Below are 25305 nucleotides of genomic sequence, written 5' to 3'. Positions count from 1 at the left end.
CGGAGCATGCTCCGGGGCTTTCACTTTGCTCGCCGCAAACTCATCCTCATCCTGAGGAAGCGGGTATGCGCTGTCTCGAAGGATCGGCCCCGTATGAAGGAACAAGCTGCCGATCCTTCGAGACGGGCCTGAAGGCCCTCCTCAGGATGAGGCATCAAAAAGAAAAGCCCCGGAGCATGCTCCGGGACTTTCGTATTTCTTGCCGTCAACACCTCAGTGGCTTGCAGGTGTCACCATCGCGTAGATCGTGTCATGCACGTTGAGAACACCGATCGGCCGGCCGTCGCCATTGACGACGTTGGCTTCGCCCTGTCCGCTGTCGGCGAAGGTCCTGGCCGCTTCCTCCAGCATGATGCCGCTGGAAATGGTCAGGCCGCCTTCCAGGGTCCGGCTCTTGTCCATGACGGTGTCGACCAGGATCACCCGGCCTCGGTTCACTTCCTTGACGAAGTCGGCGATATAGGCATCCGCCGGTTTCAGCACGATGTCCTGCCCGGACCCCTGCTGGATCACCGCACCGTCACGCAGGATGGCGATCTTGTCGCCGAGGCGCAGGGCTTCATCGAGATCATGTGTAATGAAGACGATGGTCTTGTGCAGCTCTTCCTGCAGGTCGAGGAGCACGGTCTGCATGTCCATGCGGATCAGGGGATCAAGCGCCGAGAAGGCCTCGTCCATCAGCAGGATGTCGGCGTCGTTGGTGAGAGCGCGGGCAAGTCCCACACGCTGCTGCATGCCGCCCGAGAGCTGGTTCGGATAGTGGTTCTCGAAACCCTCCAGACCGACACGGGCAATCCAGCGGGCAGCCCGTTCTTCCGCTTCCTTCATCGGCACGCCCTGTATCTCCAGGCCGTAGACGGTGTTCTTCATCACCGTCCGATGCGGAAGCAGCGCGAACTTCTGGAACACCATCGCCGTCTTGTGGCGGCGGAACTCGCGCAGCTCGTTCTGGGACATCTTGCAGACGTCGTCGTTGCCATAAAGCACTTCGCCGTCCGTCGGATCGATCAGGCGGTTGATGTGCCGGATCAGCGTCGACTTGCCCGAACCGGACAGCCCCATCACCACCTGGATCTTGCCGCCTGGCATGGAGATGTTGATGTTGTTGAGCCCGAGCACATGGTTGAAATTCTCGTTCAGCTCGGCCTTGGACATGCCGTCCTTGATCTTCTGGACCATGGCTTTGCCGTCCGGGCCGAAGATCTTGTAGAGATTCTTGATCTCAATTCCCGTTGCCTCAGCCATGGACGACCTCCGAATGTTTCTGAAGGCGCTTGCCATAGGCCTGGGTGGCCCGGTCGAAGATGATGGCAATAGCGACGATTGCCAGACCGTTTTGAACACCCATGAACAGATACTGGTTGTTGATGGCGTTGAGCACCGGTTGTCCCAGCCCCCGCACACCGATCATGGATGCCACCACGACCATGGAGAGAGACATCATGATGCACTGGTTGATGCCGGCCATGATTGTGGGTAGCGCCAGCGGCAGCTGGACATTCACCAGTTTCTGGCGCGCGTTCGAACCGAAGGCATCGGCAGCTTCAAGAACGTCGGTGTCGACCAGACGAATGCCGAGATTGGTCAGCCGGATCATCGGCGGGATGGCGTAAATCACCACGGCGATCAGGCCGGGAACCTTGCCGATGCCAAAGATCATAACCACCGGAATAAGATAGACGAAGCTTGGCATCGTCTGCATAAGATCCAGCACCGGATTGACAAAACCCTGCACACGATCCGAGCGCGCCATGAGGATGCCGATCGGAATTCCGAGCACGATCGCCAAAAGCGTACAGACAGTCACCATGGCAATGGTGCGCATGGTGTCTTCCCACATCCCGAACACGCCGATCAGGAGGAGGGCAAGCACCGAGCCTATCGTAATCTTGATGCTGCGGCTCAGCAGGAAAACGATACCGATCATAACCGCCATCACGATCGGCCAGGGCGAATTGATCAACAGGTCCTCCAGAAAGATCAGGAAATCCTGCAGGGGATCGAACATCCTGTCGATCGTATCGGAGTAGGCGCGTGTGAATTCCCTGAAACCCCCATCAACCGTGAGGCGTATGTCACGCAAGGTATTCCTGGGAAGCGAGGGAAATTCTGTCCAGTCCATCTTTGTCATCCCGATGGTTTTGTTATTGCCCCATATGATCGGGGCCGCACCTTTGGAGCGGCCCCGCTAGTCTCTTTTGCCGCTTAGAGGCCGGCTTTGACCTTTTCGGCGACTTCCGGGCTCACCCAGGTGGACCAGACGTCTTCAAAGTTTTCCAGGAAGTAGTATGCGCCGTCTTCATTGCTGGCCTGATTGTCGGTCATCCAGGCAAGAACCTTGCCGGCGGTCCGGTTATCCCAGGTGCGGCCCTTGACGTAATCCATGGCCGGTCCAGCCTTCTCGGCGAAATCGTCGGTGACGACCGTGAAGACCTCAGACTTTACCCAGGAATTCGGCTTGGCGTCCGGGCAGTCCTCAACCACGGTGCAATTGTCCCACTCTTCCTTGTCATGCGGCGTTTCGAAGTCGAGCAGGGTCATGTCGTATTTGCCGAGGATCGCGGTCGGCGCCCAGTAATAACCGAGCCAGCCTTCCTTGGTCTCGTTGGCTTTTGCCAGCGCACCGTCGAGGCCGGCAGCGGAGCCCGGATCGACCAGTTCGAAGCCGCCCTTGTCGAAACCGAAGGCACGGTAGAGGTTGCCAGTGGTGATGCGGCAGTTCCAGCCTGTCGGGCAGGTAAAGAACGCGCCCTTGCTATCGTCTTCCGCACCCGGGAACAGTTCCGGATGCGCCAGGGCATCCTTGACCGTGTAGATGTCGTGTTCTTCGGCGAGGTAGGTCGGGACCCAGAAGCCTTCGACGCCGCCTTCGTTGAGGATTTCACCGCCGATGATAAGCGAGCCTTCGGCAACAGCCTTGTCGAGCGGTTCACGCACAGCGTTGATCCAGAGCTCGGGCGCCATGTCCGGCTCGCCCTTTTCGTTCATGGAGGTGAAGGTCGGCATGGTGTCGCCGGTCACCAGTTCCACGGTGCAGCCATAGCCTTTTTCCAGGATGATCTTGTCGATCTGCGCAATCGCGCCGGCCGACGCCCAGTTCATTTCCGCGACGGAGACCGTACCGCACTCTTCCGCCATGGCAGACGAGGCCATGCCGATCAGAGCGGTCGCGGCAACCGAGACAAACAACTTCTTCATGAGGGTACTCCTGTGCAGTCTGTTTGCATTAGCCAGAATTGGGCGCGGCGCGCGAATACTTGAAGACAAGCATTCACCTCCCTGCGCGTCCAATGAAAAAGTAGAAAGAGCGGTGAACGTAAACGAACCGCGAAGGCTTTTAGATGAAAAATTTTTAATTCTGCCTTCATCCGACGCATTTACGCTTTTGTTGCTCTTTGAGACCAGTGAGTTCCTTGTAAAAACAAGGACGTCCTGACCGGTATTTCTTCCGATCCAAGTCTCAACGGTCGACACCATTGCATTAAGCGGCTGCTAGCACAACAGTATAGACGCAATTCCCATACCATTCATATGTCAAATTTCGTGAACACGTCTGCAAACGACATTTTCGTGCCTGTATTCGTCACGCCGCCTAATTTTGTTACTGCAAAGTGATTCTCTCACCTGGCTTTTGACAGGTCGAAATCTACCTGTGGCTGCAATGCCTTCTGCAACAATTCCGAAAGGGAAGGTTGTGCCGACGGCTGTTTCTGCAGACAGACCATTCGCCTGACCAGGTTTTGAGAGAGAGGCAGCAGATTGGGTGCCGGGCGCTGATCCGCCAGGCCGGACCAGACAGGCAGGATGGCCTGTCCAAGCCCCTCGCCGACCATCATCGCGATGGTCTCGACCGCATCGAGTTCGCACAGGATATGGCCTTGCGAGATCATTGCGCCGTAACGCTCCCAGATCCGGCGGCCGCCCCAGGACTGCCGGTCGTAGACGATCCAGGGAAGTTCCGGCGCCTCCATCCGGGTTCCGGCCGGCAGGGCATGCCTGACCGGCTGTCCGGAGAGCGGCCGGCTGGCGATTTCTTTCGGCGGCTCGAAGGGCGGCTCGACCGTGAGCGCCGCATCGACCGTGCCGGCCAGCAGCTCTTCGTACAATCCGGACGATGTGCCAGGACGGATGGTCAGTGTCGCGCGCGGTGCCTTCTCCCGGAAGGCGCGGACAACGGCCGGTACGAAATCCGTGAGGGCGGTCGATACCGCCCCCAGCCGGAAAGGCCCGCCGAGGCCGTCCGGTTCGATCCGGCCTGCCAGCTTCCCGGCATCGCGGACGAGCTGCCGTGCTGCCGGCAGCAGGCGCAGGCAGGCGTCCGTCGGCTGCGCTGCATGGGCCGTCCGTCTGAGAAGCTGTGCTCCGAATTCGGCCTCCAGGACCCGGATGCGCTGGCTTACGGCAGCCGCGGTCAAGCCTTGCTGGCGTGCCGCCGCGGCAATGGATCCGGTTTCGGCCACCGCCAGCAGGCTTTCCAGGAAGCGCGTATCCAAAACAATTTCCTATGCTGAGGAGAGAAAAAACATCTTAAATGTTTTGAACCGGATCTGCTACCCAGACCTTGAACCTCTTCAAGGGAGATCCTGATGCAGCCCTGTTTTCATCTTGCCTATCATGTCACCGATCTGGACGAAGCCCGCGCCTTCTATGGCGGACTGCTCGGCTGCCGGGAAGGACGCAGCACCGCCACCTGGGTCGATTTCAACTTCTTCGGCCATCAGATCTCGCTCCATCTCGGCAAGCCGTTCGAGACCACCCGCACCGGCAAGGTCGGCGACCACATGGTGCCGATGCCCCATCTCGGCGTCGTCCTGGACATGGAGACCTGGAAGGCTCTTGCGGAAAAACTGATAGCGGCTAACCTCGCCTTCATCCTTCCCCCGACCGTCCGGTTCGAGGGCCAGCCCGGCGAGCAGAGCACCATGTTTTTTACCGACCCTTCCGGAAACCCGATCGAGATCAAGGGTTTTGCCGACGAGGCCGGGGTCTTCGCCGTATGAGGCCTGTGGTTCCCTTCGTCTCTTCCGCCAGCCCGGACGAGCGCCAGGCGTGGCGGGAGGCCCTGCCCGGGGCCTTGTCCGGCATTTCCGAGGTCAAGCCCTTTGACGACCTGACGGACGAGGAACGCCTGGCCGCCACGGTTGCCATCGTTGCCAATCCGGATCCGGCCAAGGTGGCGGCCCTGCCGAACCTCGTCTGGGTGCAAAGCCTCTGGGCCGGGGTGGAGCGCCTGGTCGCGGACCTGCCGCAGGACGGACCGGGCATCGTGCGCCTGACCGATCCGCAGATGGCGCAGACCATGTCGGAAGCCGTGCTTGCCTGGACACTCTACCTTCACCGGGACATGCCCCGCTACGCGGCACAGCAGCGCCGGAAGATCTGGCAGGATCACGCACTGAAGGCGCCACAGGAATGCACCGTCGGCATGCTTGGCCTCGGCAAGCTGGGCGCTGCCGCCGCGCAGCGGCTGAAGGACAACGGCTTCAGCGTCATCGGCTGGAGCCGCAGCGAAAAGTCCCTCGACGGCATCGACTGCTTTCACGGCCTGGAGGGGCTGCGATCCGTTCTCGGCAGCGCGGACATTATCGTCGTCCTGATGCCCTTGACCCCAGAAACGCGCTGCCTGATCGGCAGGGACGAATTCGCTGCCTTCAAGAAGGGCGCATCGATCATCAATTTTGCCCGCGGCCCCATCCTGGTGACGGACGCCTTGCTGGACGCCCTTGACGCCGGCGTGCTTAACCATGCCGTCCTCGACGTCTTCGACGAGGAACCCCTTCCGCAGTCGAGCCCGCTCTGGCAGCATGACAAGGTGACCGTCCTGCCGCATATCTCGGCCCCGACCATCATCAGCACGGCTTCCAGGATCGTCGCCGAGAATATCGGCCGCTATTTCGCGGACGGAAGCATTCCTCCGGGTGTCGACCGGCATCGCGGGTACTGAACCCGACCTCCGTCGCAATAGTGTCAAGGATCGCCGCGTATCAGCGGTCAATCGTCCGTTTCCTTGAAAAGGTGTTTCATGACCGACCTTCCGATCCTTGGCGCCGCGCTCACCCTCGACAGCCTGGAGACCTATCGCAAGCTGATGTTCGACAAGCCGCGGGATCTCGAACTGCAGGATTTCTGGCCGGCCGAGGTGCTGAACGGCGACTGGCAGCCGCTTGTCGAAAGGGCGAAGAAGCTGCTCGACGGCCATGAGGGCCGGGTCGGCATTCACGGCCCCTTCTGGGGCTTCGCGGTGGACAGCATGGATGTCGACGTGCGCGAAATCGTGAAGAAACGCCTGTTGCAGGGCCTGGAGGTCTGCGAGGCGCTCGGCGGCACCCACATGGTGGTGCACAGCCCCTTCACGACCTGGGACTACAACAATCTCGACAACTACGACGACGGTCTGGAGCGCAAGATCGGGATCTGTCACCTGACCATGAAGGATGCGGTGAAACGGGCCGAGGACATCGGCTGCGAGCTGGTCATCGAGAATATCGAGGACAAGGATCCGCACGCCCGCATCCAGCTTGCGGAAAGCTTCGGGTCAGCGGCGGTCAAGATTTCCATCGACACCGGCCATGCCCACTACGCTCACGGCTCCACCGGCGCACCGCCCGTCGACTATTTCGTCAAGGCCGCCGGCAACCGGCTGCGCCACGTCCATCTCCAGGACGCCGACGGCCATGCCGACCGTCACTGGACGCTCGGTGAAGGCACGATCAACTGGCATTCGGTCTTCGATGCGCTGGCGAAACTCGACAGCGACCCGCGCCTGATCATCGAACTGCGCGATCATTCCGGTCTGCCTGTGTCGATCGCCAACATGGCGGCGTTGGGGCTGGCGCAGTAGCTGCAATCCAGTCAGAAATTCGCCGCTTACAGCCCACTGACTTGTCGTCAGACCGGAGCCGAAACGCCCTTCCCCCTTGCGGGGAGGGGTTGGGGTGGGGGTTTTCGAGATTAGCCCTGAGTACGGCTTTCGCCGTGTACCCCCATCCCTAACCCTTCCCCACAAGGGGGAAGGGAATTTGACTTGGCCTGTTGAAAGGTCCTGCCAGATTTTCATTCATCGTAGACGGTTCAAAGTGGCTACCGCGGCAACTCACCCCATAGCCCAGGGCCCGTGGTAACCGCCACCGGCCTTGTCGGTGCGCTCGAAGCCGTGGGCGCCGAAGAAATCGCGCTGGCCCTGCAGCATGTTGGCGGTGGAGCGTCCGGTGCGCATGATGTCGAAATAGGAGAGCGCGGCGGAAAGCGCCGGAACCGGCAGGCCGTGGAGGGCCGCCTGGGCGACCACCTGGCGCAGCATGGCCTCGGTTCTCTTCAGCTTTTCGGAGAAGAATGGCGCCAGCATCAAGTTGCGTTCCGCGTTGTCCGTGAGGGCGGAAGACATGTCGTTCAGCATTGCCGAGCGGATGATGCAGCCGTTGCGCCAGATCTTCGCAATCTCCGGCAGCGGCATCGCCCAGCCGTACTGCTTCGCGGCTTCCAGGATCAGGCCGAAGCCCTGCGCATAGCAGATGATCTTGCCGGCAACGAGGGCGGCTTCCAGCGCGTCGATGGTGAGGGCTTCGCGATCCATCCCGCTCGGCGCTGCACCGAACTCGGCCTCACCCACCCTGCGCTCTTCCAGACGCGCCGACATGTTGCGCACGGCAACGGCCGCCTCGATAGCGCTTGCCGGTGTTCCCAGCATCAGGGCCTCGATGGCGGTCCAGCGGCCCGTGCCCTTCTGGCCGGCCTTGTCGAGAATGATATCCAGCATCGGCTTGCCGGTTTCCGGATCGGCGGTCTTGGCGACCTTGCCCGAGATCTCGATCAGGTAGGACTGCAGGATGCCGCCGTTCCATTTTTCGAAGACATCGCCGATCTCGTCCGCGGTCATTTCAAAGCCGTCGCGCATGACGCCGTAGACTTCGGCAATCATCTGCATGTCGGCATATTCGATGCCGTTATGGACCGTCTTGACGAGATGGCCCGCGCCGGCCTCGCCAAGATACGCGGCGCACGGGGCGCTCTCGTGCTTGGCAGAGATGGCTTCCAGGATATGGCCGACCTGATCCCAGGCATCCTTCGCGCCGCCGCCCATGATGGACGGGCCGAAGCGTGCTCCCTCCTCACCGCCGGAGACGCCGATCCCCATGAAGCGCGGGCCCTTTTCGGCCGCGTCCGCCGCACGGCGGTTGGTGTCGTGATAATTGGCGTTGCCTGCGTCGATGATGAGGTCTGCCGGATCAAGGAGCGGCCGCAGCGCTTCGATCTGCGCATCGACGGCCTCGCCCGCCGGCACCATCAGGATCACCGCGCGCGGTGACCTGATCGAGGCGACGAAGTCTTCCAGCGTCTTTGTCGGCACGAGCTTTGTGGCGAGATCGCCTGCCTTTGCCATGAATTGGTCGGTCTTTTCCGTCGTGCGGTTGAAGACGGCGATCTGAAAGCCATGTTCGGCGATATTGAGCGCCAGATTGCCGCCCATCGTGCCGAGGCCGATCAGGCCGATTTCCGCGGTCGCGCCGTTTGAGCTCATGAACATGCCTTTCATAAATCGATTAATGTCTGGTGGCGCGGTGATAGCCGACCTCCCGGCGAACGGCAATGCTTGCATACAAGTGAACACATTTTTGCGTCCGGCGACCCGAAGGCAATAACTGAAACCGGGTGTCAGAAATTTCCGCCAGTTCCGCAGTTTTACCCGCCAGTCAAAAAAATCTGTCACAGAAGCCTGCTAGCGACAGGAGATCCGCACCCAATCCAGCGGTTTGCGCAAGGGATCTGTCACATGAAAAAGCTTCTGCTCGCTGCCGGCCTCCTGGCCGTTGCTTCCTCTTCCGCCCTTGCCGGCGATGTTTCCGGCAAGCTCGTTCTCTACACTTCGCAGCCGAACGAGGACGCCCAGGCGACCGTTGACGCCTTCACCGCAAAACATCCGGGTGTCGAGGTTGAATGGTTCCGTGACGGTACCACCAAGGTGATGGCAAAACTGCGCGCCGAATTCGAAGCCGGCGCCCCGAAGCCGGACGTGCTGCTGATAGCCGACAGCGTCACCATGGAAAGCCTGAAGCAGGAAGGCCGTCTGTTGGCTCATGAGGCCGCCGACGTTTCCGCCTACGACCCGGCGATCATGGACAAGGACAAGACCTACTTCTCCACCAAGCTGATCACCACCGGCATCATGTACAATGTCAACGCGCCGATGAAGCCGAACTCCTACAAGGATCTTCTGATGCCGGAAGCCAAGGACAAGCTGGCGATGCCCTCGCCGCTGACCTCGGGCGCCGCGACCATCCACATGACGGCGCTGACCTCCAACCCGGATCTCGGCTGGGCCTATTACGAAGGTCTCGCCGAACAGGGTGCAAACCCGCAGGGCGGCAATGGCGGTGTCTACAAGGCAATTGCCGGCGGTGAGAAGCTCTACGGCTTCGTCGTCGACTTCCTGCCGATCCGTGAAAAGGTCAAGGGTGCACCGGTCGAGTTCGTCTTCCCGGAAGAAGGCGTCTCCGCCGTCACCGAGCCGGTCGCAATCCTCTCCACCGCACAGAACACGGATGCCGCCAAGGCTTTCGTCGACTTCCTGATCTCCGAAGACGGCCAGAAACTCGCCGCCTCGCAGGGCTACCTGCCGGCGCATCCGGGCATCAAAGCCCCGGAAGGCTTCCCGGCCCGCGACCAGATCAAGCTCATGGACTTCGACCCGGCCAAGGCGCTGGAACAGGACCAGGCCGACAAGCTGAAGTTCTCCGAGATCTTCGGCGGCTAAGCTCTGTCGTCAATTCAATCAGGAGCAGCGCGGCAACCGCCGCGCTGTTTGTCCACACTGAAACCTGCCATTCGTCATCCCGGACGCAGCGTAGCGAAGATCCGGGACCGGTGAGCCAAAGCCTGTCAATCAGATGAAAATTGCATTGGCAAATTATCGTGGCTTCCCGGTCCCGGCTCGTGCTTCGCTTGGCCGGGAGGACGATAGAGAGTTGTTGCCGGCTCGAATGCTGGCCCCATCACCCGAAAAAACAACCCTGCTCGCCCTCGTCCTTGGCGCCACTCTGATCTGCGGTCTGCCGCTGCTGCTGCTCTTCAAGACCGGCTTGACGAGCGGAGGCACCCTGGACCTCGGCCCCCTGCTGGAGGCCGTTCAAAGCCGTTCGGTGCGGACCGCCCTTTGGCATTCCGTCGAGAGCAGCTTCCTGTCAGCTCTTCTTGCAACGCTGCTCGGCACGCTGCTCGCCCTCCTGATCGGCCTGACGGATATCCGCGCCAAGGGTCTCCTGGTGTTCCTGATCCTGTTGCCGATGATGATCCCGCCGCATGTGACGGCGATTGCCTGGATCCAGACGCTCGGGCCCGGCAGCCCGGTGCTGCGCTGGCTTGGCCTTGCCCCGGAGCTTGGTGCGACACACCCGCTCTATTCCCGTGAGGGGCTGGTGCTGCTCCTGACGCTGCAGCACAGCCCGCTCGTCTTTCTTCTGGTGCGTGCCGCGCTCCGATCCTTTCCACGCGAACTCTCCGATGCCGCGCGCGTCTCCGGCGCCGGCAGCCTCCTGATGCTGCGCCGGATCACCCTCCCGCTGCTGGCACCGTCCCTGCTTGCGGGTTTCGCGCTCGCCTTCGTCGCCGCGCTCGGCAATTTCGGCATCAATGCGCTGATCGGCATACCGGCCCGCTACACCACTTTGCCGGTCCTGGTCTGGCATCGTCTGGCGAGTTTCGGGCCGGATGTGCTGCCCAACGTCGCCGTGATCTCGGTGATCCTCGCGGTCGTCGCTCTCGCCGCAATACTCATTCAAAGCCTGCTGCAACGACGCCTGCGCACCAGCCTCATTGGCCTGCCCCAGGCTCCGCTCACCATCGCCCTTGGCCGCAAACGTCCCATTGTGGAAGCGCTTCTCTGGCTTTTCGTCACCGCGGTCCTGCTGCTGCCGGCCGCCTCCCTGCTGGCGACCTCACTGGTGCGCACCTACGGCCTGCCTCTGTCACCCGAAACGCTGACCCTGGAGAATTTCACCGAAGTGCTCTGGCGCCAGTCCGTCACCCTGCGGGCCTTTGCCAATTCAACACTTGTGGCTTGCCTTGCCGCTGCCGTCATCGCCTGCGTCAGCTTGTTTCTCGGCTATTTTCTGGCCCACCGGCAGGGAACGAAGCGCCGATGGGCGGGGCTGGCCCTGACGCAGTCGGAGATCGCCTTCGCGGTGCCCGGCCTGGTCATGTCCATCGCCTTCATTCTCGCCTTCATCCGGCCGCTGCCGATCCTGAACGTCTCGCTCTACGGCACGCTCTGGATCATCGGCATCGCCTATGTCTCGGTGTTCCTGGCCATTGGCCTGAAACCCGTTGCCGCCGCCTTCCTGCAGATGGACGATGCGCTGGAAGATGCGGCAAGGGTCGCCGGAGCCGGTTTCTTCCGGCGCATACGAAAGATCTTCACGCCGCTGGCGGCTCCGGCTGCCGCCTCCGGTGCCATCCTCGTGTTCCTGACGGCCTATAACGAGATCACGGTTTCCGCCCTGCTCTGGTCCACCGGCAACGAGACCATAGGCACCACCATCTTCAACTACGAGGACGGCGGTTACACCACACTTGCCGCCGCCATGTCGGTGGTGGTTGTCGCCGCAACTATAGTCATCATGCTGGCGATGAACATGCTGGCAAAGAAGGTTCCGGCAGGGACCGTGCCGTGGAAGGATTGAGGGGAAGTCATTTCCAATTTCGACCTCATCCTTCGAGACAGGCCTGTGGCCTTCCTGAGGATGAGGCCTTCGAGTTGTAGATCTACTCCGTCAACACCCAGCCGCGCAGTATGTCCAGCCGCAGCACTTCGCCCGGCTCTGCCCTGCGGGGCAGCACCATCAACAGCGGCTCGGCGACACCCTCAACCGTGACGAAGACTTCCCAGTAGCCACCGCGATAGATGGTTCGCTCCACCCGCGCCTCGAACCCTGACGTTCCCGTCGCCAGAACCAGATGTTCCGGCCGCAGCAGAAGCGTTGCCGGACCGGGTCGCGTCCCGTGCGGACAATCCGCCTCCAGCGAGACACTGCCGAAACGGATCAGGGCGGCGCTTTCTTCCACCCGCTCCACATCGACCGGCACCAGCGTGCTGCGGCCGATGAACCCGGCCACCTTTTTCGACACCGGCCGACGATAGAGCGTATCCGGATCGGCCACCTGCAGGATCTCGCCGTCCCACATCACCGCCACCTTGTCGGCGAGCGCCATGGCCTCGCGCTGGTCGTGGGTGATGAAGAGCGTCGTCGCGCCGCTCGCCCGGTGGAAGGCGGCCAGCTCCTCTTCCATCGCGCTTCTGAGATGCGGATCGAGATTGGCGAGCGGTTCATCCATGAGAACGGTTGCCGCGCCTTGCGCCAGGCAGCGGGCAAGGGCAACGCGCTGGCGCTGGCCGCCGGAAAGTTCCGCCGGTTTGCGCTCGACGAAGGGAGTGAGCGCCACTGTCGCCAGGCATTCGGCCACCCTTTCCGAGATGGCGGAGCGGCGCTTGCCCGCTGTCTCCAACGGAAAGGCGACGTTGCCGGCAACACTCATATGCGGCCACAGGGCATAGGATTGAAACACCACGCCGACACGCCTGTCTTCGGGGGCGAGGTGAAAGCCGTCCCGGGCAACCGGCTGTCCGTTCAGCTCGATTTCGCCGGCGTCAATAGGTTCAAGCCCGGCGATGGCGCGCAACAGGGTCGACTTGCCACAGCCGGAGGGCCCAAGCACGACAAAGAACGTGCCGTCCTCGATAGACAGGGAAACGCCGTTCAGCGCCCTGTGCGCGCCGAAAGACTTGGAAACGGAAGCGAGCTGGATGGACATGCCTCCCGTTATCGCCGTTCCGTGACAGGCAGATTACAGGGTCACAAGTATCGATAATCCATCCGAATGCAGCCTAGCGCCCACGCAACCGCAGCAAGAGGTCGACTTCCTCCTCCAGCGCCTTGCCATAGGTCCGCGCCGCGGGTGCGTTCCCTTCAACCAGCGTCTCGTGCCGGAACAGGCAATAGGCGGCGAGGCACCAGTGATAGGCGCTGCGTTCTTCCTGGAAATGACTGACCGTTTCCTGATCCGGATAGTGTTGCAGGAACAGCTCTTCCGCATAGGCGACCAGCGGATGAATGCCATAGAGCGTTGCCAGCCCCGGCGAGACGAAACAGGCGATGTCCTCGACCGGGTCGCCGTAACCGGCAAACTGCCAGTCGATCAGGCGCGCGCCGTCACCGGTCGCCTGGATCGTGCCGAGACAGAAGCTCCGGTGCACCAGGGTGCGCTGGATCTCCCGCCGGGACACAGCGGCATCTCTCGGCCGCAAACGCTTGAGATTGGCGGCTTTCCGGCTGCCTGGGATAAGCGCCAGCATCGCGTCGCCCCGTGCGAGGACTTCGTGATAGCCGGCCGGAACCGTCTGGTGGCCCGGGATCTGTTCCTTAAGCGCCGCAAACCGGCCGATCAGTTCCGCCACTTCCGCCACGCCGATTTCGTTGTCGACCGGCGCCGGATACCCATAGATCAGGAGCGGCGTGCCCACCGGGCTTCTGGTGAAGGCTTCAAGGTCCGGTGCCAGGCCATGGCGCGCCAGCACGGCAAGCGCATCAGCTTCCTGTGAGGGCAGCGTCGGATAGAGCGGGTTGTCCTCGTTTTCCGGAAAGAATTCCTTGATCACATAGCTGCGTCCCGGGACGTCCAGCCGCCAGAACCGGCAGGTATAGGCCACCGGCAGCGGCCGCAAGCGCGCCGCCGACCAGTCCTTCACCGGCAACAGCGTCTTCAGAAAGGCCAGCAGATCGGAATCAGTCAGCGATACGTGCAAGTCAGCTCCCCGCGAGAAATCACACTGTTCTGATCGCTTTACCCGCCGTGTTCGTCAACCCCCAGCGTCCGTCCCTGAGCTTCCCAAGCCAATGCCGGAACCGCAATGTCGGAGTTGTATCACTGGCCGTCGTTCTGAGACTGCCCGGAAAAACAGCCCTCTCAGGTAACGTCGTCAGAAGATGGCGCAGATGGGCCGGCATGTGTGCGGCACCCGGCTACAGCGCAGTTTTCTCAGGACGATGGCGGACGACATGACGGCTGAACTCGACACGGCACTTCTGGCCGAAACGGCCCCGGCCCAGCGCAGACGGCGCAGGGGTGGTGACAAGGCCCTGCCCAATCCCTTTCCGCAAAAGCCGTTCAAGCAGCCCCGGCACCGGTTCCGCCCGCTGGAAGCCGTCTCCGCCGACGAACTGGAAGCGATCCACAACGCGTCCATGCGCGTTCTGGAGGAGATCGGCATCGATTTCCTGCATGAGGAAGCCAAGCAGATCCTGAAGGACGCCGGTGCGGACATCAAGCCGGGGTCGGACCGGGTCCGCATGGACCGGGCGATGGTGGAAGACCTGATCAAGAAGGCACCGGCCGAATTCACCCTGCATGCCCGCAACCCCGCGCATGACCTTCAGGTCGGCGGCGATGCGATTTCCTTCTCCTGCGTCGCGAGTGCCCCCAACGCCGTCGACCGCGACGGCGGCCGCCGGCCGGGCAACCAGCAGGACTACCGCAACTTCCTGAAGCTGTCGCAGTTCTTCAACATCATTCACTGCGTCATGGGCTATCCGGTGGAGCCGGTCGACATCCACGCCTCCGTCCGGCATCTGGACTGCGTCGCCGACATGCTGCGCCTGACCGACAAGGTCTATCACATCTATTCGCTCGGCAAGGAGCGCAACCAGGACGGCCTGGAACTGACCCGCATCGGCTACGGCCTGACACCCGAGGAATTCGTCAAGACGCCGTGCGTTGCCACCGTCATCAACACTTCCTCGCCGCTGCGCCTCGACACGCCGATGCTGCAGGGCCTGATCGAGATGGCCAAGGCCGGTCAGGTTTCCATCGTCACGCCATTCACACTTGCCGGTGCCATGGCGCCGGTGACGGTCGCGGGCGCGTTGACGCTGCAGAACGCCGAAGCCCTCGCCGGCATCGCCTTTGCCCAGCTTGTGCGCCCGGGTGTTCCGGTCGTCTATGGCGGTTTCACGTCGAATGTCGACATGAAGTCCGGCGCTCCTGCCTTCGGCACGCCGGAATACATGAAGGCAGCGATTGCCGGTGGCCAGCTTGCCCGCAAATACAATATCCCCTACCGCTCGTCCGGCGTCTGCGCGGCCAACACGGTCGACTTCCAGGCAGCACTTGAGACGACCCTGTCGGAATGGGGCGCGATCAATGGCGGCGCCCACATCATCAAGCATGCCGCCGGCTGGCTGGAGGGCGGCCTCAGCGCCGGTTTCGAGAAGTTCATCACCGACGTCGACCTGTTGCAGATGATCGCCGAATACCTGACGCCGCTTGACGTCTCCGAGGAAGCGCTTGCCGTCGACGCCATCCGCGAGGTCGGCCCGGCCGGGCACTTCTTCGGCACCGAGCACACCCAGACCCGCTACAAGGACGCCTTCTACCCGCCCATCGTCTCCGACTGGCGCAATTACGAGACATGGTCGGAAGCCGGCAGCCCGACGGCCTATGACAAGGCCAACCGGCTCTACAAGATGGCGCTTGAAGCCTATGAGCAACCGCCGCTCGACCCGGCGATCGACGAGGAAATCACCGCCTTCGTCGACCGCCGCAAGGCCGAGGGCGGCGCCCCCACCGACTTCTAATCCCGACACTTACGAATATGGCCCGCCGCTGAAGCGCGGGCCTTTCCGGAGCAGATTGCATGAAAACCCATACTCAGGTCGTTGTCATTGGCGGTGGCGTTGTCGGCTGCAGCGTTCTCTATCACCTGACCAAGCTCGGCTGGAAAGACGTCACCCTGGTGGAACGCGACGAGTTGACCTCGGGCTCCTCCTGGCATGCTGCCGGCGGCTTCCACACCTTGAACGGCGATCCGAACGTTGCCCAGCTGCAGAGCTACACCGTCGATCTCTACAAGGAGCTGGAGGAAATCTCCGGCCAGTCCTGCAGCCTGCACCTGACCGGCGGCGTCATGCTGGCCGACACGCCCGAGCGCATGGACTTCCTGCGCCTTGCCCAGGCCAAGGGCCGCTATCTCGGCATGGACCTGGAGCTGATCTCCGTTGCCGAAGCCAAGAAGATGTTCCCGCTGCTGGATGAAAAACATTTCATTGGCGCGCTCTGGGATCCGATCGAGGGCCATCTCGACCCGTCCGGCACCACTCATGCCTATGCCAAGGCCGCCCGCGTCAACGGCGCGACCGTCTATCGCCACACCAAGGTGGAAGAGCTGGTGCAGACGCCGGACGGCACCTGGGACGTCATCACCAACAAGGGCACCATCCGCGCCGAGCATGTCGTAAACGCAGGCGGCCTCTGGGCGCGTGAATGCGGCCGCATGGTCGGCATCGAACTGCCGGTGCTGGCCATGGAGCACATGTATCTGCTTACCGAGGAGATGGAGGAAGTCACCTCCCACAATGCCGAGACCGGCAAGGAGCTGATCGGCATTCTCGATTTCGGCGGCGAGATCTACACCCGCCAGGAAGGCAAGGGCGTCCTGCTCGGCACCTATGAGCAGAACTGCCGCCCCTGGAGCCCGCGCCAGACCCCCTGGGATTTCGGCCATGAGCTGCTGGCGCCGGACCTCGACAGGATCGCACCGGAGCTGGAAGTCGGCTTCGAGCATTTCCCGGCGCTGCAGAATGCCGGGATCAAGCAGATCATCAACGGCCCCTTTACCTTCGCGCCCGACGGCAACCCGCTGGTCGGTCCGGTCCGTGGCCTGCGCAATTACTGGGTTGCCTGCGGCGTCATGGCCGGCTTCAGCCAGGGGGGCGGCGTCGGCCTGACGCTCGCCAACTGGATGATCAACGGCGATCCGGGCTACGACATCTGGGGCATGGACGTTGCCCGCTACGGCACATGGGCAACGCTCGCCTATACCAACGCGAAAGTGCAGGAAAACTACCGCCGCCGCTTCCGCATCCGTTTCCCGAACGAGGAACTTCCGGCAGCCCGGCCGCACCAGACCACGCCGCTCTATGACCGCATGCTGGCTGAGGGCGCCGTCATGGGCGACAGCTGGGCGCTCGAAACACCGCTCTGGTTCGCGCCCAAGGGTGTCGAGGCAAAGGACATCGTTTCCTACCACCGTTCCAACGACTTTAAGCATATCGGTGCCGAATGCCGCGCCGTGCGCGAAAGCGTCGGTGTGACGGAGACCGCCAACTTCGCCAAATACGAGATTACCGGTCCAGGCGCGGAAGGCTTCCTGTCGCACCTGATGACCAATACCATGCCGAAGACCGGCCGCATCATCCTGACGCCGATGCTGAACGAGAACGGCAAGCTGATCGGCGACTTCACGATTGCCCGTGCTGCGCAAGAGAAGTTCTACATGTGGGGCTCGTCCCAGGCCGAGATCTATCACATGCGCTGGTTCGAAAAGCACCTGCCACAGGACGGCTCGGTTACGATCCGCGCGATCAATCTCGGCTGGGTCGGTCTTTCCATCGCCGGTCCCAATTCCCGCAAGGTGCTGGACAGGATCACAGGTGATGACGTCTCCAATGAAGCTTTCCGCTTCATGGATTTCCGCGAGATGGACGTGGCCAACGCGCCCTGCAAAGTCAACCGCATCACCTATACCGGCGACCTCGGCTACGAGATCTGGATGGCGCCGGAATACCAGCGTCAGGTCTATGACGCGCTGATGCAGGCGGGTGCCGAGTTCAACATCGTCAACTTCGGCATGCGCGCCCTCTTGTGCCTGCGGCTTGAAAAGAACTTCGGCACCTGGTTCCGCGAGTTCCGCCCGATCTACGGTGCTTATGAGGCCGACCTCGGCCGCTTCGTGAAGCTGTCCAAGGAGAGCTTCATCGGCAAGGAAGCCGCGCAGAAGGAATTCGACGAGGGCCCGAAACGCCAGCGTGTCACCTTCGTCGTCGATGCGTCGGATGCCGATGTCATGGGCGACGAACCTGTCTGGCACGACGGCAAGGTCATCGGCTGGGTCACCTCCGGCGGCTATGGCCACTTCGTTCAGAAGTCGCTCGCCCAGGGCTATCTGCCGACGGAGCTCGCCGGCAGTACGGCAGAAGGCGCATTCGAGATCGAGATCCTCGGCGACCGCCGCAAGGCCACCATCATCACCGAACCGCCGTTCGACCCGAAGGCGGAACGCATGCGCATGTAATCACCGCTTCCATCCCGGGAGCGGAGCCTGCAACAGAGGAGTGTGGGCGTCCATGAATACGGAACATTTCGGCCGGCACCGGCGCAAGATCATGCCGGCCGTGCTGCCCGCCCATCCGGGCGACCTGGCAGACTACGAGACCCTGTCCTCCTACGCCTTCGAAAAGGCGACGGCGCTGAACCGGCATCTGCTCGGTTACGGCGACCTTGCCGAAAGCGAATGGGCGGCCCGCGACCTGGCGGCACCGGACCTCGACACCATCCGCGCCTACCGGCTGCAGCGCATTCGCCAGCAGCTGGCAAAAAACGACCTCTCGGCGGCGATCCTCTGCGATCCGCTGAATGTGCGCTACGCCACCGACACCACCAACATGCAGGTCTGGAGCACCCACAACGCTGTGCGCTACACCTTCGTCGCGCTGGAAGGACCGGTCGTCGCCTTCGACTTCCACAATTGCGAGCATCTCGGCGCGCATAACCATCTGATCGACGAGACCCGCCACGGCGTGCCGTGGTTCTATTTCGAAGCAGGTCCACGCTCCGCCGAACTGGCGCAGAAATGGGCTGACGAACTCGCCGATCTTGTCAGGCTGCATGGCGGCGGCAACAATCGCATTGCCGTCGACAAATGCCGCCGCGAAGGCGTTGCCGCTCTGGTCGCTCATGGCTTTTCCATCCATGACGGCGAAGAGGTGATGGAACTGGCCCGGGCGATCAAATGCCCGGACGAGATCCTGGCCATGCGCCGATCGATTGCGGCTTGCGAGGCGGCCATGGGCGAAATGGAAGCAGCGCTTCGTCCCGGCATGACCGAATGGGATCTGTGGTCGCTCCTGCACGCCGGCAATATTCGCCGCGGCGGCGAATGGATCGAGACGCATCTGCTCGCGTCCGGTCCGCGCACCAATCCCTGGTTCCAGGAAGCCTCAGCCCGGATAATCGAGGCTGGCGATCTCGTTGCCTTCGACACCGACCTTGTCGGGCCCTACGGCATGTGCTGCGACATCTCCCGCACATGGCTTTGCGGCGACGGTGTTCCGACCAACGAGCAACGTTCGCTCTACCAGATGGCCGTCGATCAGATCGAAGCCAATATCTCGATGCTGGCGCCGGGAAGAAGCTTCCACGAGCTCTCGCACAAGGCCACCAGCCTGCCCGGCGACTACCTCGCCAATCGCTATTCCGTGCTCTTCCACGGCGTCGGCCTCTGCGACGAATACCCGGCCGTGCCCTACCCCGCCGACTGGGACAGCGGCGGCTATGACGGCATGCTGGAACCGGGCATGGTGGTGTGCGTGGAAAGCTATGTCGGCCGCCACGGCGGCCACGAGGGCGTCAAGCTGGAGGAACAGCTTCTGATCACCGACACCGGGTATGAGCGGCTGAGCAGCTATCCGTTTGACGAGAGGTTGTTGGGACGGGCGGTATAACGGCTTCTCATTCGAAAAATCACCGATTGAGAAACCGTGCCTGTCGGCTTGAACCCCTCTCCCCCCTTGCGGGGGAGATGTCCGCATCAGCGGACAGAGGGGGTATGCAGCGTTGCCAACCAGAAATCAGGTCGAATTTGAGAAGAGGTTGGCACCCCCCTCTGTCTCCTGTCGGAGACATCTCCCCCGCAAGGGGGGAGAGGGGCGTACGTGGCACGGCTCGTTCGTCAACAGTGCCTGCACCACAGCGAACGCTTCGCTGCGTCCGGGATGACGGCGGAGGGATAAATTCGGGTTGCCGGCGGCTCAAAAACCTACTTCAGCCGGATGATCTTCGCACCGAGCTGCCGGGCATAGTCGCCTTGGGACAGGATGACGACATTGGTCTCCGTCACCTCGGTCTGCTTCAGTTCCAACGGCGTCTTGCCGTCCGGATTGACGATCACCTTGCGGGTCGGCGGCAGGCCGCGGAAGACGAGCACGCCGGCTTCCTTTGTGACGATGGCCCCATAAGGCTCGTCATGGACGATGCGGGTGGTACCACTCTCGGCCTGCGCGGCAACGCCGGCGGCAAGGCTGATGCCCGCAGCAAGGATCAGGGATGTCACGACCGTTTTCATGGCACGTCTCGCTGTTAACGCTTCGTTTACCAAGAATCGTAACCGCTCGTTAACTTTTGCGCCAGTGGTCCTGCGGGTTTGTCCCGGGAAACGGAGAATATGGTTAACGCGGCCGCGTCTCGGGCGTGGGGGAGACACTTTGGTCCAGGCCTGAATCAGACACGTTTGAGAGGTTTGCCACACCCGCCGGCGTCACCCCGGCCGCAGCGAAGCGGAGAGCCGGGGCCTACTCATTTCCAGAGAGCCAGTGCCGGAAGCACTTTCTGCGTTCCCGTCCCATGCTTCAGCAAATGGACCTGCAAGTAGGCCCCGGGTCTCCCTTCGGTCGCCCGGGGTGACACCGAAATTGCCGCGGTCTTGACCGCTAAACTGCGACAGCACTGCCTGTACGAGGCATCTCGTTCAGCCAGTTTTCCCGTGGCTGAGGTCCTTGAAGCTCTCCGCGACGTGCCGTGCGAAGGCGTGGGTTGCCTTGCCGGCGTGGGCACGTTCGGCCATGAGGATGTGATAGTCGCCGATCTCCGGCAGGCCGTGGCGGTCGTCGAGCGCCGTCAACGGCGGCTGCACCACGCTGGCCGGAAAGGGTGCAATGGCAAGATCGGCCAACAAGGCCGCTTCCTGACCGGCACTGTGAAAGCTCGTATAGGAGATCCTGTAAGGCTTCTGCGCATCGTCGAGCGCCACCCGCGCCGCCCGGCGCCAGGGACAGCCGGGCGTCGAGACGGCCAGCGGCAGCGGATCGCGCTGATAGGCGATGCCGCCTTCCAGACCGACCCAGACCAGCGGCTCGGTGAAGACGATCCCCCCGCCTTTTGCCAGCGCCGTTCCGGGTCGGGCCGTGAAAAGCGCCAGATCCAGTTCACCCTTCTTCACCTTCTCGTCCAGCATCGGACTGCCGTCGAGATGCACATCCACGTTGACGCCGGGATGCGAGCGGGCAAAGCGGGAGAGGATATTGGGCAGGAAGCGCGTGCCGAAATCCGACGGCGCCCCGAATCGGACCTCGCCCTCCACCTCCGGCGACAGGAAGAGCGAAACGGCTTCCTCGTTCAGCATCAGGATGCGCCTGGCATATCCGAGCAGGGCTTCACCTTCCGGCGTCATGCGTACGGTGCGGCTCTCCCGTGCGAATACGGAAACCCCGAGCAGCGCTTCAAGTTTTTTGATCTGCATGGAGACCGCCGACGGTGTCCGCCCCACGTGCTCGGAAGCCTTTGTAAAACTGGAGGTTTCGGCAATCGCAACAAAAGTGCGGTAAATCTCGAGATCGATGAGCGGGAGGCCAGTGCTCGGCAACTTGTCCATGTATCAGGCTTCCGTCTCTATGGTTCAATTTTTTTGAACGAATAGATGAATACTATTCGATTGATTGAATCGCAAGACATGCCCATATAGCAGGCAAGCGGCCTTCTATTTCAGCAGTGGACCGCGCATTCTTCAAAATCGAACATATCAGGACGGGATCGTCATGACCTATCTTGCTCAGGCCCTCGGCACCAACCTCATGGGTGTTGTCTCCGGTCACACCGCTGCAGAACTGGCCCGCATGAACCAGGCGCTGCGCCAGCGCGAAGCCCAGAAGGCTCTGCGCACCCGCTAAGTCGCGAGAGGAGCATCCGCCGGGACCACCGCTGCGGATGCTTTTTCTTCTAGATCAGCTCCGGATATCCGAGCTGGGCTGCTTCCTGCTCCATGGCAAGAATGCCGGCATAGTCTGCGACAGTGAGTTTCGAAAAGCCGCGAATGCCAAGGCGTTCGCGGCTTTTCTGCGTCTCGGACGACGTGAAGACCTCGGCGACCGTATCGGCGATCAGGTCCACCTCATCATCGGAGAATCGGGTCGACGTGATCAGCGGCAGGCCCGGTGCCCGGGCCGTCTTGGCGATCGGGCGGAGCTGCTCCGTCAGGTCGGGCAGTTCACGGCTGGCAAGTGCCCAGCAAACCGCGTCGATCGAGGCAACTTCCGCTTCGCCGGCTGCAACGGCCTTGAGCGATGACAGATGCGCGCCGCTTTCGATCACTTCGGAGAAGAACACGCGCCCGTTGCGGAGCTGCGCGACCGCGTGACGGAAGGTGTTCATGCCGGACTGGCTGTCAGACCCGTTGAAGGCTGCCCGGCGGCCTCGCAGGTTTTCAAGCGACTGATAGGGGCTGTCCCTGCGCACCACCAACTGGCTACAATAGCTGGGTCCATCACAGCCGTCGGCGTCATAATGCGGCGTGCCGACCAGTCGAACCTTGCCAGCAAGCGTGTGCGTCAGCGGATAGCCGCAGGTCTGTGTCAGGAGCAGGTCCGGATCTGTCCAAGTCTCTACCAGATCCCCGTCTTCCGGCCAGGGCCGCATGAGATCTTCCGACAGTCCCAGAACGGCGAAAAGCGCGCCTTGCAGCGCGCTTTCAAGATCCCGTGTGGCGGTGCGGACTTCCGGCCAGTCATACATCGGCAGCCGGACGGTCATGAAATTCCGATAAGTCAAGAAACCGCCTTTTCGTGAGCCAGAAGTGGCGTTGTTTCCCGCCGCCGGGTCGGATGGGCAACGGGTTCCTTCATCTTGAAGAAATAGCGCTTCGCAAGCTCGAAGTAACTGGCAAAGACGTAGCCGTCATTGCGCTGCCACCACTCCGCGCGCGCCGAGCGGTAAAGGCGGGGCAGCTGGTACCAGGGTGTCCGCGGGTTGGCGTGATGCACCACATGGAGGTTGTTGTTGAGAAAGAGCAGCGAGAACACGGGGCAGAATTCCACGATGATCGAGCGCGCTTCCGCGTGATCATGCGCCCGGTGTTCGGCAAATGTGCGCAGCATCAGGAGGCTCATGCCGGGATAGGCAACCCCGATGACATAGAGCCAGGCCGGCATGCCGCCGACGAGAGTCACGAACAGGAGCACCGGAGTGATGCCCGCAAGATGATGCAGCCAGGCACGCAGGACAACCTTGTCGCCGCCGCGAATCATGCGGATTTCGGAACCCACAAACCCGATCATCGACACGGCAGGCCCGATCAGCAATCGGCCAATGAGGGTATTGTTCACGATCAGCACGAGCTTCAGGATGCGCCGCAGTTTCTCCCAGTCGCCCCAGGCGAGATAAAAGGTTTCCGGATCGTCGTAGGGGTCGGTCAGGCGGTCGTTGTTGTGGTGGCGCAGGTGAAGCGACTTGAAACGGCGGTAAGGGACACACAGGCCGAGCGAACAATAGACCAGCGCCTCGTTGAAGGCGGGATTGCGCGTCGGGTGGCCATGCAGCACTTCATGCTGCAGCGAGGATTGCAGCGTCACGGCAACGGCCGCCAGGGGGCAGACGATCCAGGGACCGAGTTCGGTATAAAACCCGATCAGCAGCATCCATGCTGCGGACGTGGCCAGGATCAGAGCCAGCGTCGGCCATTCGATCAAATTCGTGCGGGGCACTTATCGCTCCAGAAGTTGGGGTTCCGGCGGTAACCGCCTGAAACTTCACCAACTATGAGCGCGGGAAGGTTGGGCCGCAATTTGAGACTTGGGAACAAATTCCACAGTATTTACCAAATTCAACAATATGTTTCATATTGTAAACATTTGAAGATTTAAATCCATGATCTGGAGCTTTTTCCAAAACCGAATGACCGTATCGGAACAGCAAGTGGCGGTTTCAACTATGGACAAAGGACTGCCTCTCGCATGTTCTGGGGGTCCAGCCACAGGAAGGACAGCCATGCCCACCGCGACCGAATCAGCGCCACGCTTTGACGCCATCATCATCGGCGCGGGTATCATCGGCTGCGCCATCACCCTGTCCCTCACCCGCAAGGGCTACAAAACACTGAATGTCGATGCCCTGCCCGCAGCCGGTTACGGCTCGACGTCCAGTTCGGCCGCGGTGATCCGCACCTACTATTCGACGCGCGACGGCACGGCGATGGCTCTTGAAGGCTATCACGACTGGAAGAACTGGCAGGCTTACCTCGAAACGGAAGACGCCTCGGAACTCGCCAATTTCATCGAGACCGGCACCCTGGTGATGAAGACGGCCGCCGACAATTACCAGAAGCATGTGCTTGAACATGCCGACGCGCTCGGTATTCCCTATGAGAACTGGTCGGCGGACAGGATCCGTCAGGAACTACCCGGTTACAATCTCGACTGCTACGCCCCGGCCAAGACCATGGAAGACGACGACTTCGGCATGCCGACCGGCGGCGCCCTTCCTGGCGGCGTCTTCTTCCCTAAGGGCGGCTATATCGACGATCCGCAGATCGCCGCGCGCAATCTGAAAGACGCCGCGAGCCTCCTCGGGGCCGAATTCCGCTTCAAGACCAAGGTCGTGAAGATCCCCGTCGAGAACAACCGGGTGACGGGCGTCCTCTGCGAAAGCGGCGAACATATTCCGGCAAGCATCGTCATCAACGTGGCTGGTCCACATTCCGGCAAGGTCAACGCGCTGCTGGAAGGCGAAACGGGCCTTCGGATCGGCCACCGGCCGCTGCGCCAGGAAGTGGTCCAGATCGCCCCGCCCGAAGCGATGAACTATTCGCGCCAAGGCCTGATCGTCTCCGACAACGACATCTCGGTCTATGTGAAACCGAGCGGTGGCGGCCAGCTGATGATCGGCAGCCAGAACCCGGCCTGCGATCCGCATCTGGTGGAAGACCCGGACGATTTCCGCATGGACATCACCGATCGCGGCCTCACCTATGCCTACCGCTATTCGCAGCGCCTGCCGGATCTCGGCGTCTCGCAGCACCCGGTCGGCGTTGCCGCGCTTTATGACGCCTCCGACGACTGGCTGCCGATCTACGACCGGACAAATGTCGACGGCTATTACCTGGCCATCGGCACCAGCGGCAACCAGTTCAAGAACGCCACCGTTGCCGGACGGCTGATGAGCGACCTCATCGCCTATTGCGAGGCCGGCAACGACCACGACGCAAGGCCGCTGCAGTTCCCGCTGCAGCATGTCGACCACACCCTCAACACCGCCACCTTCTCCCGCCTGCGCGAATTGACGAAGGAGAGTTCGTTTTCGGTGCTGGGATAGGACTCGTACTGGAGAACTTCCTCCATTTCGACCTCATCCTGAGGAGCGAGCCCGCTCGCGTCTCGAAGGATGGGCGGCATACTCCGGAGCAAGCGGCCCATCCATCGAGACGGACCTTTGGTC

Annotated in this window: 21 protein-coding genes; 10 read left to right on the top strand and 11 right to left on the bottom strand. The window is 61.9% G+C overall.

What is annotated here, in order from left to right; all coding sequences use genetic code 11:
* Positions 1-213 precede the first annotated feature (213 nt).
* The 4 genes from ACX3M4_RS23175 to ACX3M4_RS23160 all read right to left on the bottom strand — a co-directional run bounded on the left by ACX3M4_RS23175 (position 214) and on the right by ACX3M4_RS23160 (position 4493).
* Positions 214-1245 (bottom strand): quaternary amine ABC transporter ATP-binding protein, encoded by a 1032-nt coding sequence (locus tag ACX3M4_RS23175; protein WP_459355329.1) that lies wholly within the window; start codon positions 1243-1245, stop codon positions 214-216.
* The gene (locus ACX3M4_RS23170) at positions 1238-2122 is read right to left on the bottom strand and encodes an ABC transporter permease (RefSeq protein WP_459355328.1); all 885 of its coding nucleotides are present in this window, start codon (positions 2120-2122) and stop codon (positions 1238-1240) included. The genes ACX3M4_RS23175 and ACX3M4_RS23170 overlap by 8 nt, the downstream gene beginning before the upstream one ends.
* 83 nt (positions 2123-2205) lie before the next feature.
* Entirely contained in the window at positions 2206-3198 is a 993-nt protein-coding gene (locus ACX3M4_RS23165) for an ABC transporter substrate-binding protein (protein ID WP_459355327.1), read from the bottom strand.
* A gap of 422 nt (positions 3199-3620) precedes the next feature.
* The gene (locus tag ACX3M4_RS23160) at positions 3621-4493 is read right to left on the bottom strand and encodes a LysR family transcriptional regulator (protein ID WP_459355326.1); all 873 of its coding nucleotides are present in this window, start codon (positions 4491-4493) and stop codon (positions 3621-3623) included.
* A 93-nt stretch (positions 4494-4586) separates the two neighbouring features.
* Between ACX3M4_RS23160 and ACX3M4_RS23155 the strand changes: the two genes are divergently transcribed.
* The 3 genes from ACX3M4_RS23155 (at position 4587) to ACX3M4_RS23145 (ending at position 6841) form a co-directional block, all read left to right on the top strand.
* A complete protein-coding gene (locus ACX3M4_RS23155; protein ID WP_459355325.1) occupies positions 4587-5000 on the top strand; it encodes a VOC family protein in 414 nt (137 codons plus the stop codon).
* Entirely contained in the window at positions 4997-5944 is a 948-nt protein-coding gene (locus ACX3M4_RS23150) for a 2-hydroxyacid dehydrogenase (protein WP_459355324.1), read from the top strand. Before ACX3M4_RS23155 ends, ACX3M4_RS23150 begins: the two co-directional genes overlap by 4 nt.
* 78 nt (positions 5945-6022) lie before the next feature.
* Positions 6023-6841 carry a sugar phosphate isomerase/epimerase family protein gene (locus tag ACX3M4_RS23145; protein WP_459355323.1) on the top strand — a complete coding sequence of 273 codons (819 nt, stop codon included), beginning with the start codon at positions 6023-6025 and terminating at the stop codon, positions 6839-6841.
* A 252-nt stretch (positions 6842-7093) separates the two neighbouring features.
* Here ACX3M4_RS23145 and gndA read toward each other — a convergent pair whose 3' ends face one another.
* Positions 7094-8518, bottom strand: coding sequence for an NADP-dependent phosphogluconate dehydrogenase (gndA, locus tag ACX3M4_RS23140; RefSeq protein WP_459355322.1), 1425 nt, complete (start codon positions 8516-8518; stop codon positions 7094-7096).
* Positions 8519-8770: 252 nt separating this feature from the next.
* Here gndA and ACX3M4_RS23135 point away from each other — a divergent pair, with 252 nt between their 5' ends.
* Positions 8771-9751 carry an ABC transporter substrate-binding protein gene (locus ACX3M4_RS23135; protein WP_459355321.1) on the top strand — a complete coding sequence of 327 codons (981 nt, stop codon included), beginning with the start codon at positions 8771-8773 and terminating at the stop codon, positions 9749-9751.
* A gap of 211 nt (positions 9752-9962) precedes the next feature.
* Entirely contained in the window at positions 9963-11675 is a 1713-nt protein-coding gene (locus ACX3M4_RS23130) for an ABC transporter permease (protein ID WP_459355320.1), read from the top strand.
* An 82-nt stretch (positions 11676-11757) separates the two neighbouring features.
* Here the strand turns inward: ACX3M4_RS23130 and ACX3M4_RS23125 are convergent, their stop codons facing one another.
* Together ACX3M4_RS23125 and ACX3M4_RS23120 are read right to left on the bottom strand one after the other, a co-directional pair.
* Positions 11758-12804 (bottom strand): ABC transporter ATP-binding protein, encoded by a 1047-nt coding sequence (locus ACX3M4_RS23125; RefSeq protein WP_459355319.1) that lies wholly within the window; start codon positions 12802-12804, stop codon positions 11758-11760.
* Between the two features lie 73 nt (positions 12805-12877).
* Positions 12878-13795, bottom strand: a complete 918-nt coding sequence (locus ACX3M4_RS23120; RefSeq protein WP_459355318.1) for a phosphotransferase — start codon at positions 13793-13795, stop codon at positions 12878-12880.
* 253 nt (positions 13796-14048) lie between these two features.
* On the opposite strand from ACX3M4_RS23120, the gene ACX3M4_RS23115 reads away from it, so the two are divergent.
* Genes ACX3M4_RS23115 through ACX3M4_RS23105 form a run of 3 tightly spaced genes read left to right on the top strand, consistent with a single transcriptional unit; the run spans position 14049 to position 19547 of the window.
* A complete protein-coding gene (locus ACX3M4_RS23115) occupies positions 14049-15623 on the top strand; it encodes a trimethylamine methyltransferase family protein (RefSeq protein ID WP_459359492.1) in 1575 nt (524 codons plus the stop codon).
* Positions 15624-15682: 59 nt separating this feature from the next.
* Positions 15683-18118 (top strand): GcvT family protein, encoded by a 2436-nt coding sequence (locus ACX3M4_RS23110; RefSeq protein ID WP_459355317.1) that lies wholly within the window; start codon positions 15683-15685, stop codon positions 18116-18118.
* A gap of 52 nt (positions 18119-18170) precedes the next feature.
* Complete coding sequence (locus ACX3M4_RS23105) at positions 18171-19547, top strand: M24 family metallopeptidase (RefSeq protein WP_459355316.1); 1377 nt, start codon at positions 18171-18173, stop codon at positions 19545-19547.
* A gap of 314 nt (positions 19548-19861) precedes the next feature.
* On the opposite strand, the gene ACX3M4_RS23100 is transcribed toward ACX3M4_RS23105, so the two are convergent.
* Both ACX3M4_RS23100 and ACX3M4_RS23095 read right to left on the bottom strand, forming a co-directional pair.
* Positions 19862-20167 (bottom strand): hypothetical protein, encoded by a 306-nt coding sequence (locus ACX3M4_RS23100; RefSeq protein ID WP_459355315.1) that lies wholly within the window; start codon positions 20165-20167, stop codon positions 19862-19864.
* Between the two features lie 402 nt (positions 20168-20569).
* Positions 20570-21472, bottom strand: coding sequence for a LysR family transcriptional regulator (locus tag ACX3M4_RS23095; RefSeq protein WP_459355314.1), 903 nt, complete (start codon positions 21470-21472; stop codon positions 20570-20572).
* Between the two features lie 163 nt (positions 21473-21635).
* On the opposite strand from ACX3M4_RS23095, the gene ACX3M4_RS23090 reads away from it, so the two are divergent.
* Positions 21636-21767, top strand: coding sequence for a hypothetical protein (locus tag ACX3M4_RS23090; protein WP_459355313.1), 132 nt, complete (start codon positions 21636-21638; stop codon positions 21765-21767).
* Positions 21768-21816: 49 nt separating this feature from the next.
* Here the strand turns inward: ACX3M4_RS23090 and ACX3M4_RS23085 are convergent, their stop codons facing one another.
* Both ACX3M4_RS23085 and ACX3M4_RS23080 read right to left on the bottom strand, forming a co-directional pair.
* The gene (locus tag ACX3M4_RS23085; RefSeq protein ID WP_459355312.1) at positions 21817-22644 is read right to left on the bottom strand and encodes a phosphate/phosphite/phosphonate ABC transporter substrate-binding protein; all 828 of its coding nucleotides are present in this window, start codon (positions 22642-22644) and stop codon (positions 21817-21819) included.
* Positions 22641-23576, bottom strand: coding sequence for a fatty acid desaturase (locus ACX3M4_RS23080; RefSeq protein ID WP_459355311.1), 936 nt, complete (start codon positions 23574-23576; stop codon positions 22641-22643). The genes ACX3M4_RS23085 and ACX3M4_RS23080 overlap by 4 nt, the downstream gene beginning before the upstream one ends.
* A 283-nt stretch (positions 23577-23859) precedes the next feature.
* Here ACX3M4_RS23080 and ACX3M4_RS23075 point away from each other — a divergent pair, with 283 nt between their 5' ends.
* A complete protein-coding gene (locus ACX3M4_RS23075) occupies positions 23860-25182 on the top strand; it encodes an NAD(P)/FAD-dependent oxidoreductase (RefSeq protein ID WP_459355310.1) in 1323 nt (440 codons plus the stop codon).
* The last annotated feature ends 123 nt before the right edge of the window (positions 25183-25305 follow it).

It is taken from the genome of Roseibium sp. M-1 (assembly GCF_054515675.1).
The sequence above is the reverse complement of the archived record's forward strand: the minus strand, read 5'-3'. Positions and strand labels throughout refer to the sequence as shown.

Coding starts and splice junctions, on each gene's coding strand:
- ACX3M4_RS23155 (WP_459355325.1), top strand. CDS start 4,587: ATGCAGCCCTGTTTTCATCTTGCCTATCATGTCACCGATCTGGACGAA.
- ACX3M4_RS23165 (WP_459355327.1), bottom strand. CDS start 3,198: ATGAAGAAGTTGTTTGTCTCGGTTGCCGCGACCGCTCTGATCGGCATG.
- ACX3M4_RS23115 (WP_459359492.1), top strand. CDS start 14,049: ATGACGGCTGAACTCGACACGGCACTTCTGGCCGAAACGGCCCCGGCC.
- ACX3M4_RS23175 (WP_459355329.1), bottom strand. CDS start 1,245: ATGGCTGAGGCAACGGGAATTGAGATCAAGAATCTCTACAAGATCTTC.
- ACX3M4_RS23170 (WP_459355328.1), bottom strand. CDS start 2,122: ATGGACTGGACAGAATTTCCCTCGCTTCCCAGGAATACCTTGCGTGAC.
- ACX3M4_RS23125 (WP_459355319.1), bottom strand. CDS start 12,804: ATGTCCATCCAGCTCGCTTCCGTTTCCAAGTCTTTCGGCGCGCACAGG.
- ACX3M4_RS23110 (WP_459355317.1), top strand. CDS start 15,683: ATGAAAACCCATACTCAGGTCGTTGTCATTGGCGGTGGCGTTGTCGGC.
- ACX3M4_RS23150 (WP_459355324.1), top strand. CDS start 4,997: ATGAGGCCTGTGGTTCCCTTCGTCTCTTCCGCCAGCCCGGACGAGCGC.
- ACX3M4_RS23095 (WP_459355314.1), bottom strand. CDS start 21,472: ATGGACAAGTTGCCGAGCACTGGCCTCCCGCTCATCGATCTCGAGATT.
- ACX3M4_RS23135 (WP_459355321.1), top strand. CDS start 8,771: ATGAAAAAGCTTCTGCTCGCTGCCGGCCTCCTGGCCGTTGCTTCCTCT.
- ACX3M4_RS23090 (WP_459355313.1), top strand. CDS start 21,636: ATGACCTATCTTGCTCAGGCCCTCGGCACCAACCTCATGGGTGTTGTC.
- ACX3M4_RS23075 (WP_459355310.1), top strand. CDS start 23,860: ATGCCCACCGCGACCGAATCAGCGCCACGCTTTGACGCCATCATCATC.
- ACX3M4_RS23100 (WP_459355315.1), bottom strand. CDS start 20,167: ATGAAAACGGTCGTGACATCCCTGATCCTTGCTGCGGGCATCAGCCTT.
- ACX3M4_RS23105 (WP_459355316.1), top strand. CDS start 18,171: ATGAATACGGAACATTTCGGCCGGCACCGGCGCAAGATCATGCCGGCC.
- ACX3M4_RS23145 (WP_459355323.1), top strand. CDS start 6,023: ATGACCGACCTTCCGATCCTTGGCGCCGCGCTCACCCTCGACAGCCTG.
- gndA (WP_459355322.1), bottom strand. CDS start 8,518: ATGAGCTCAAACGGCGCGACCGCGGAAATCGGCCTGATCGGCCTCGGC.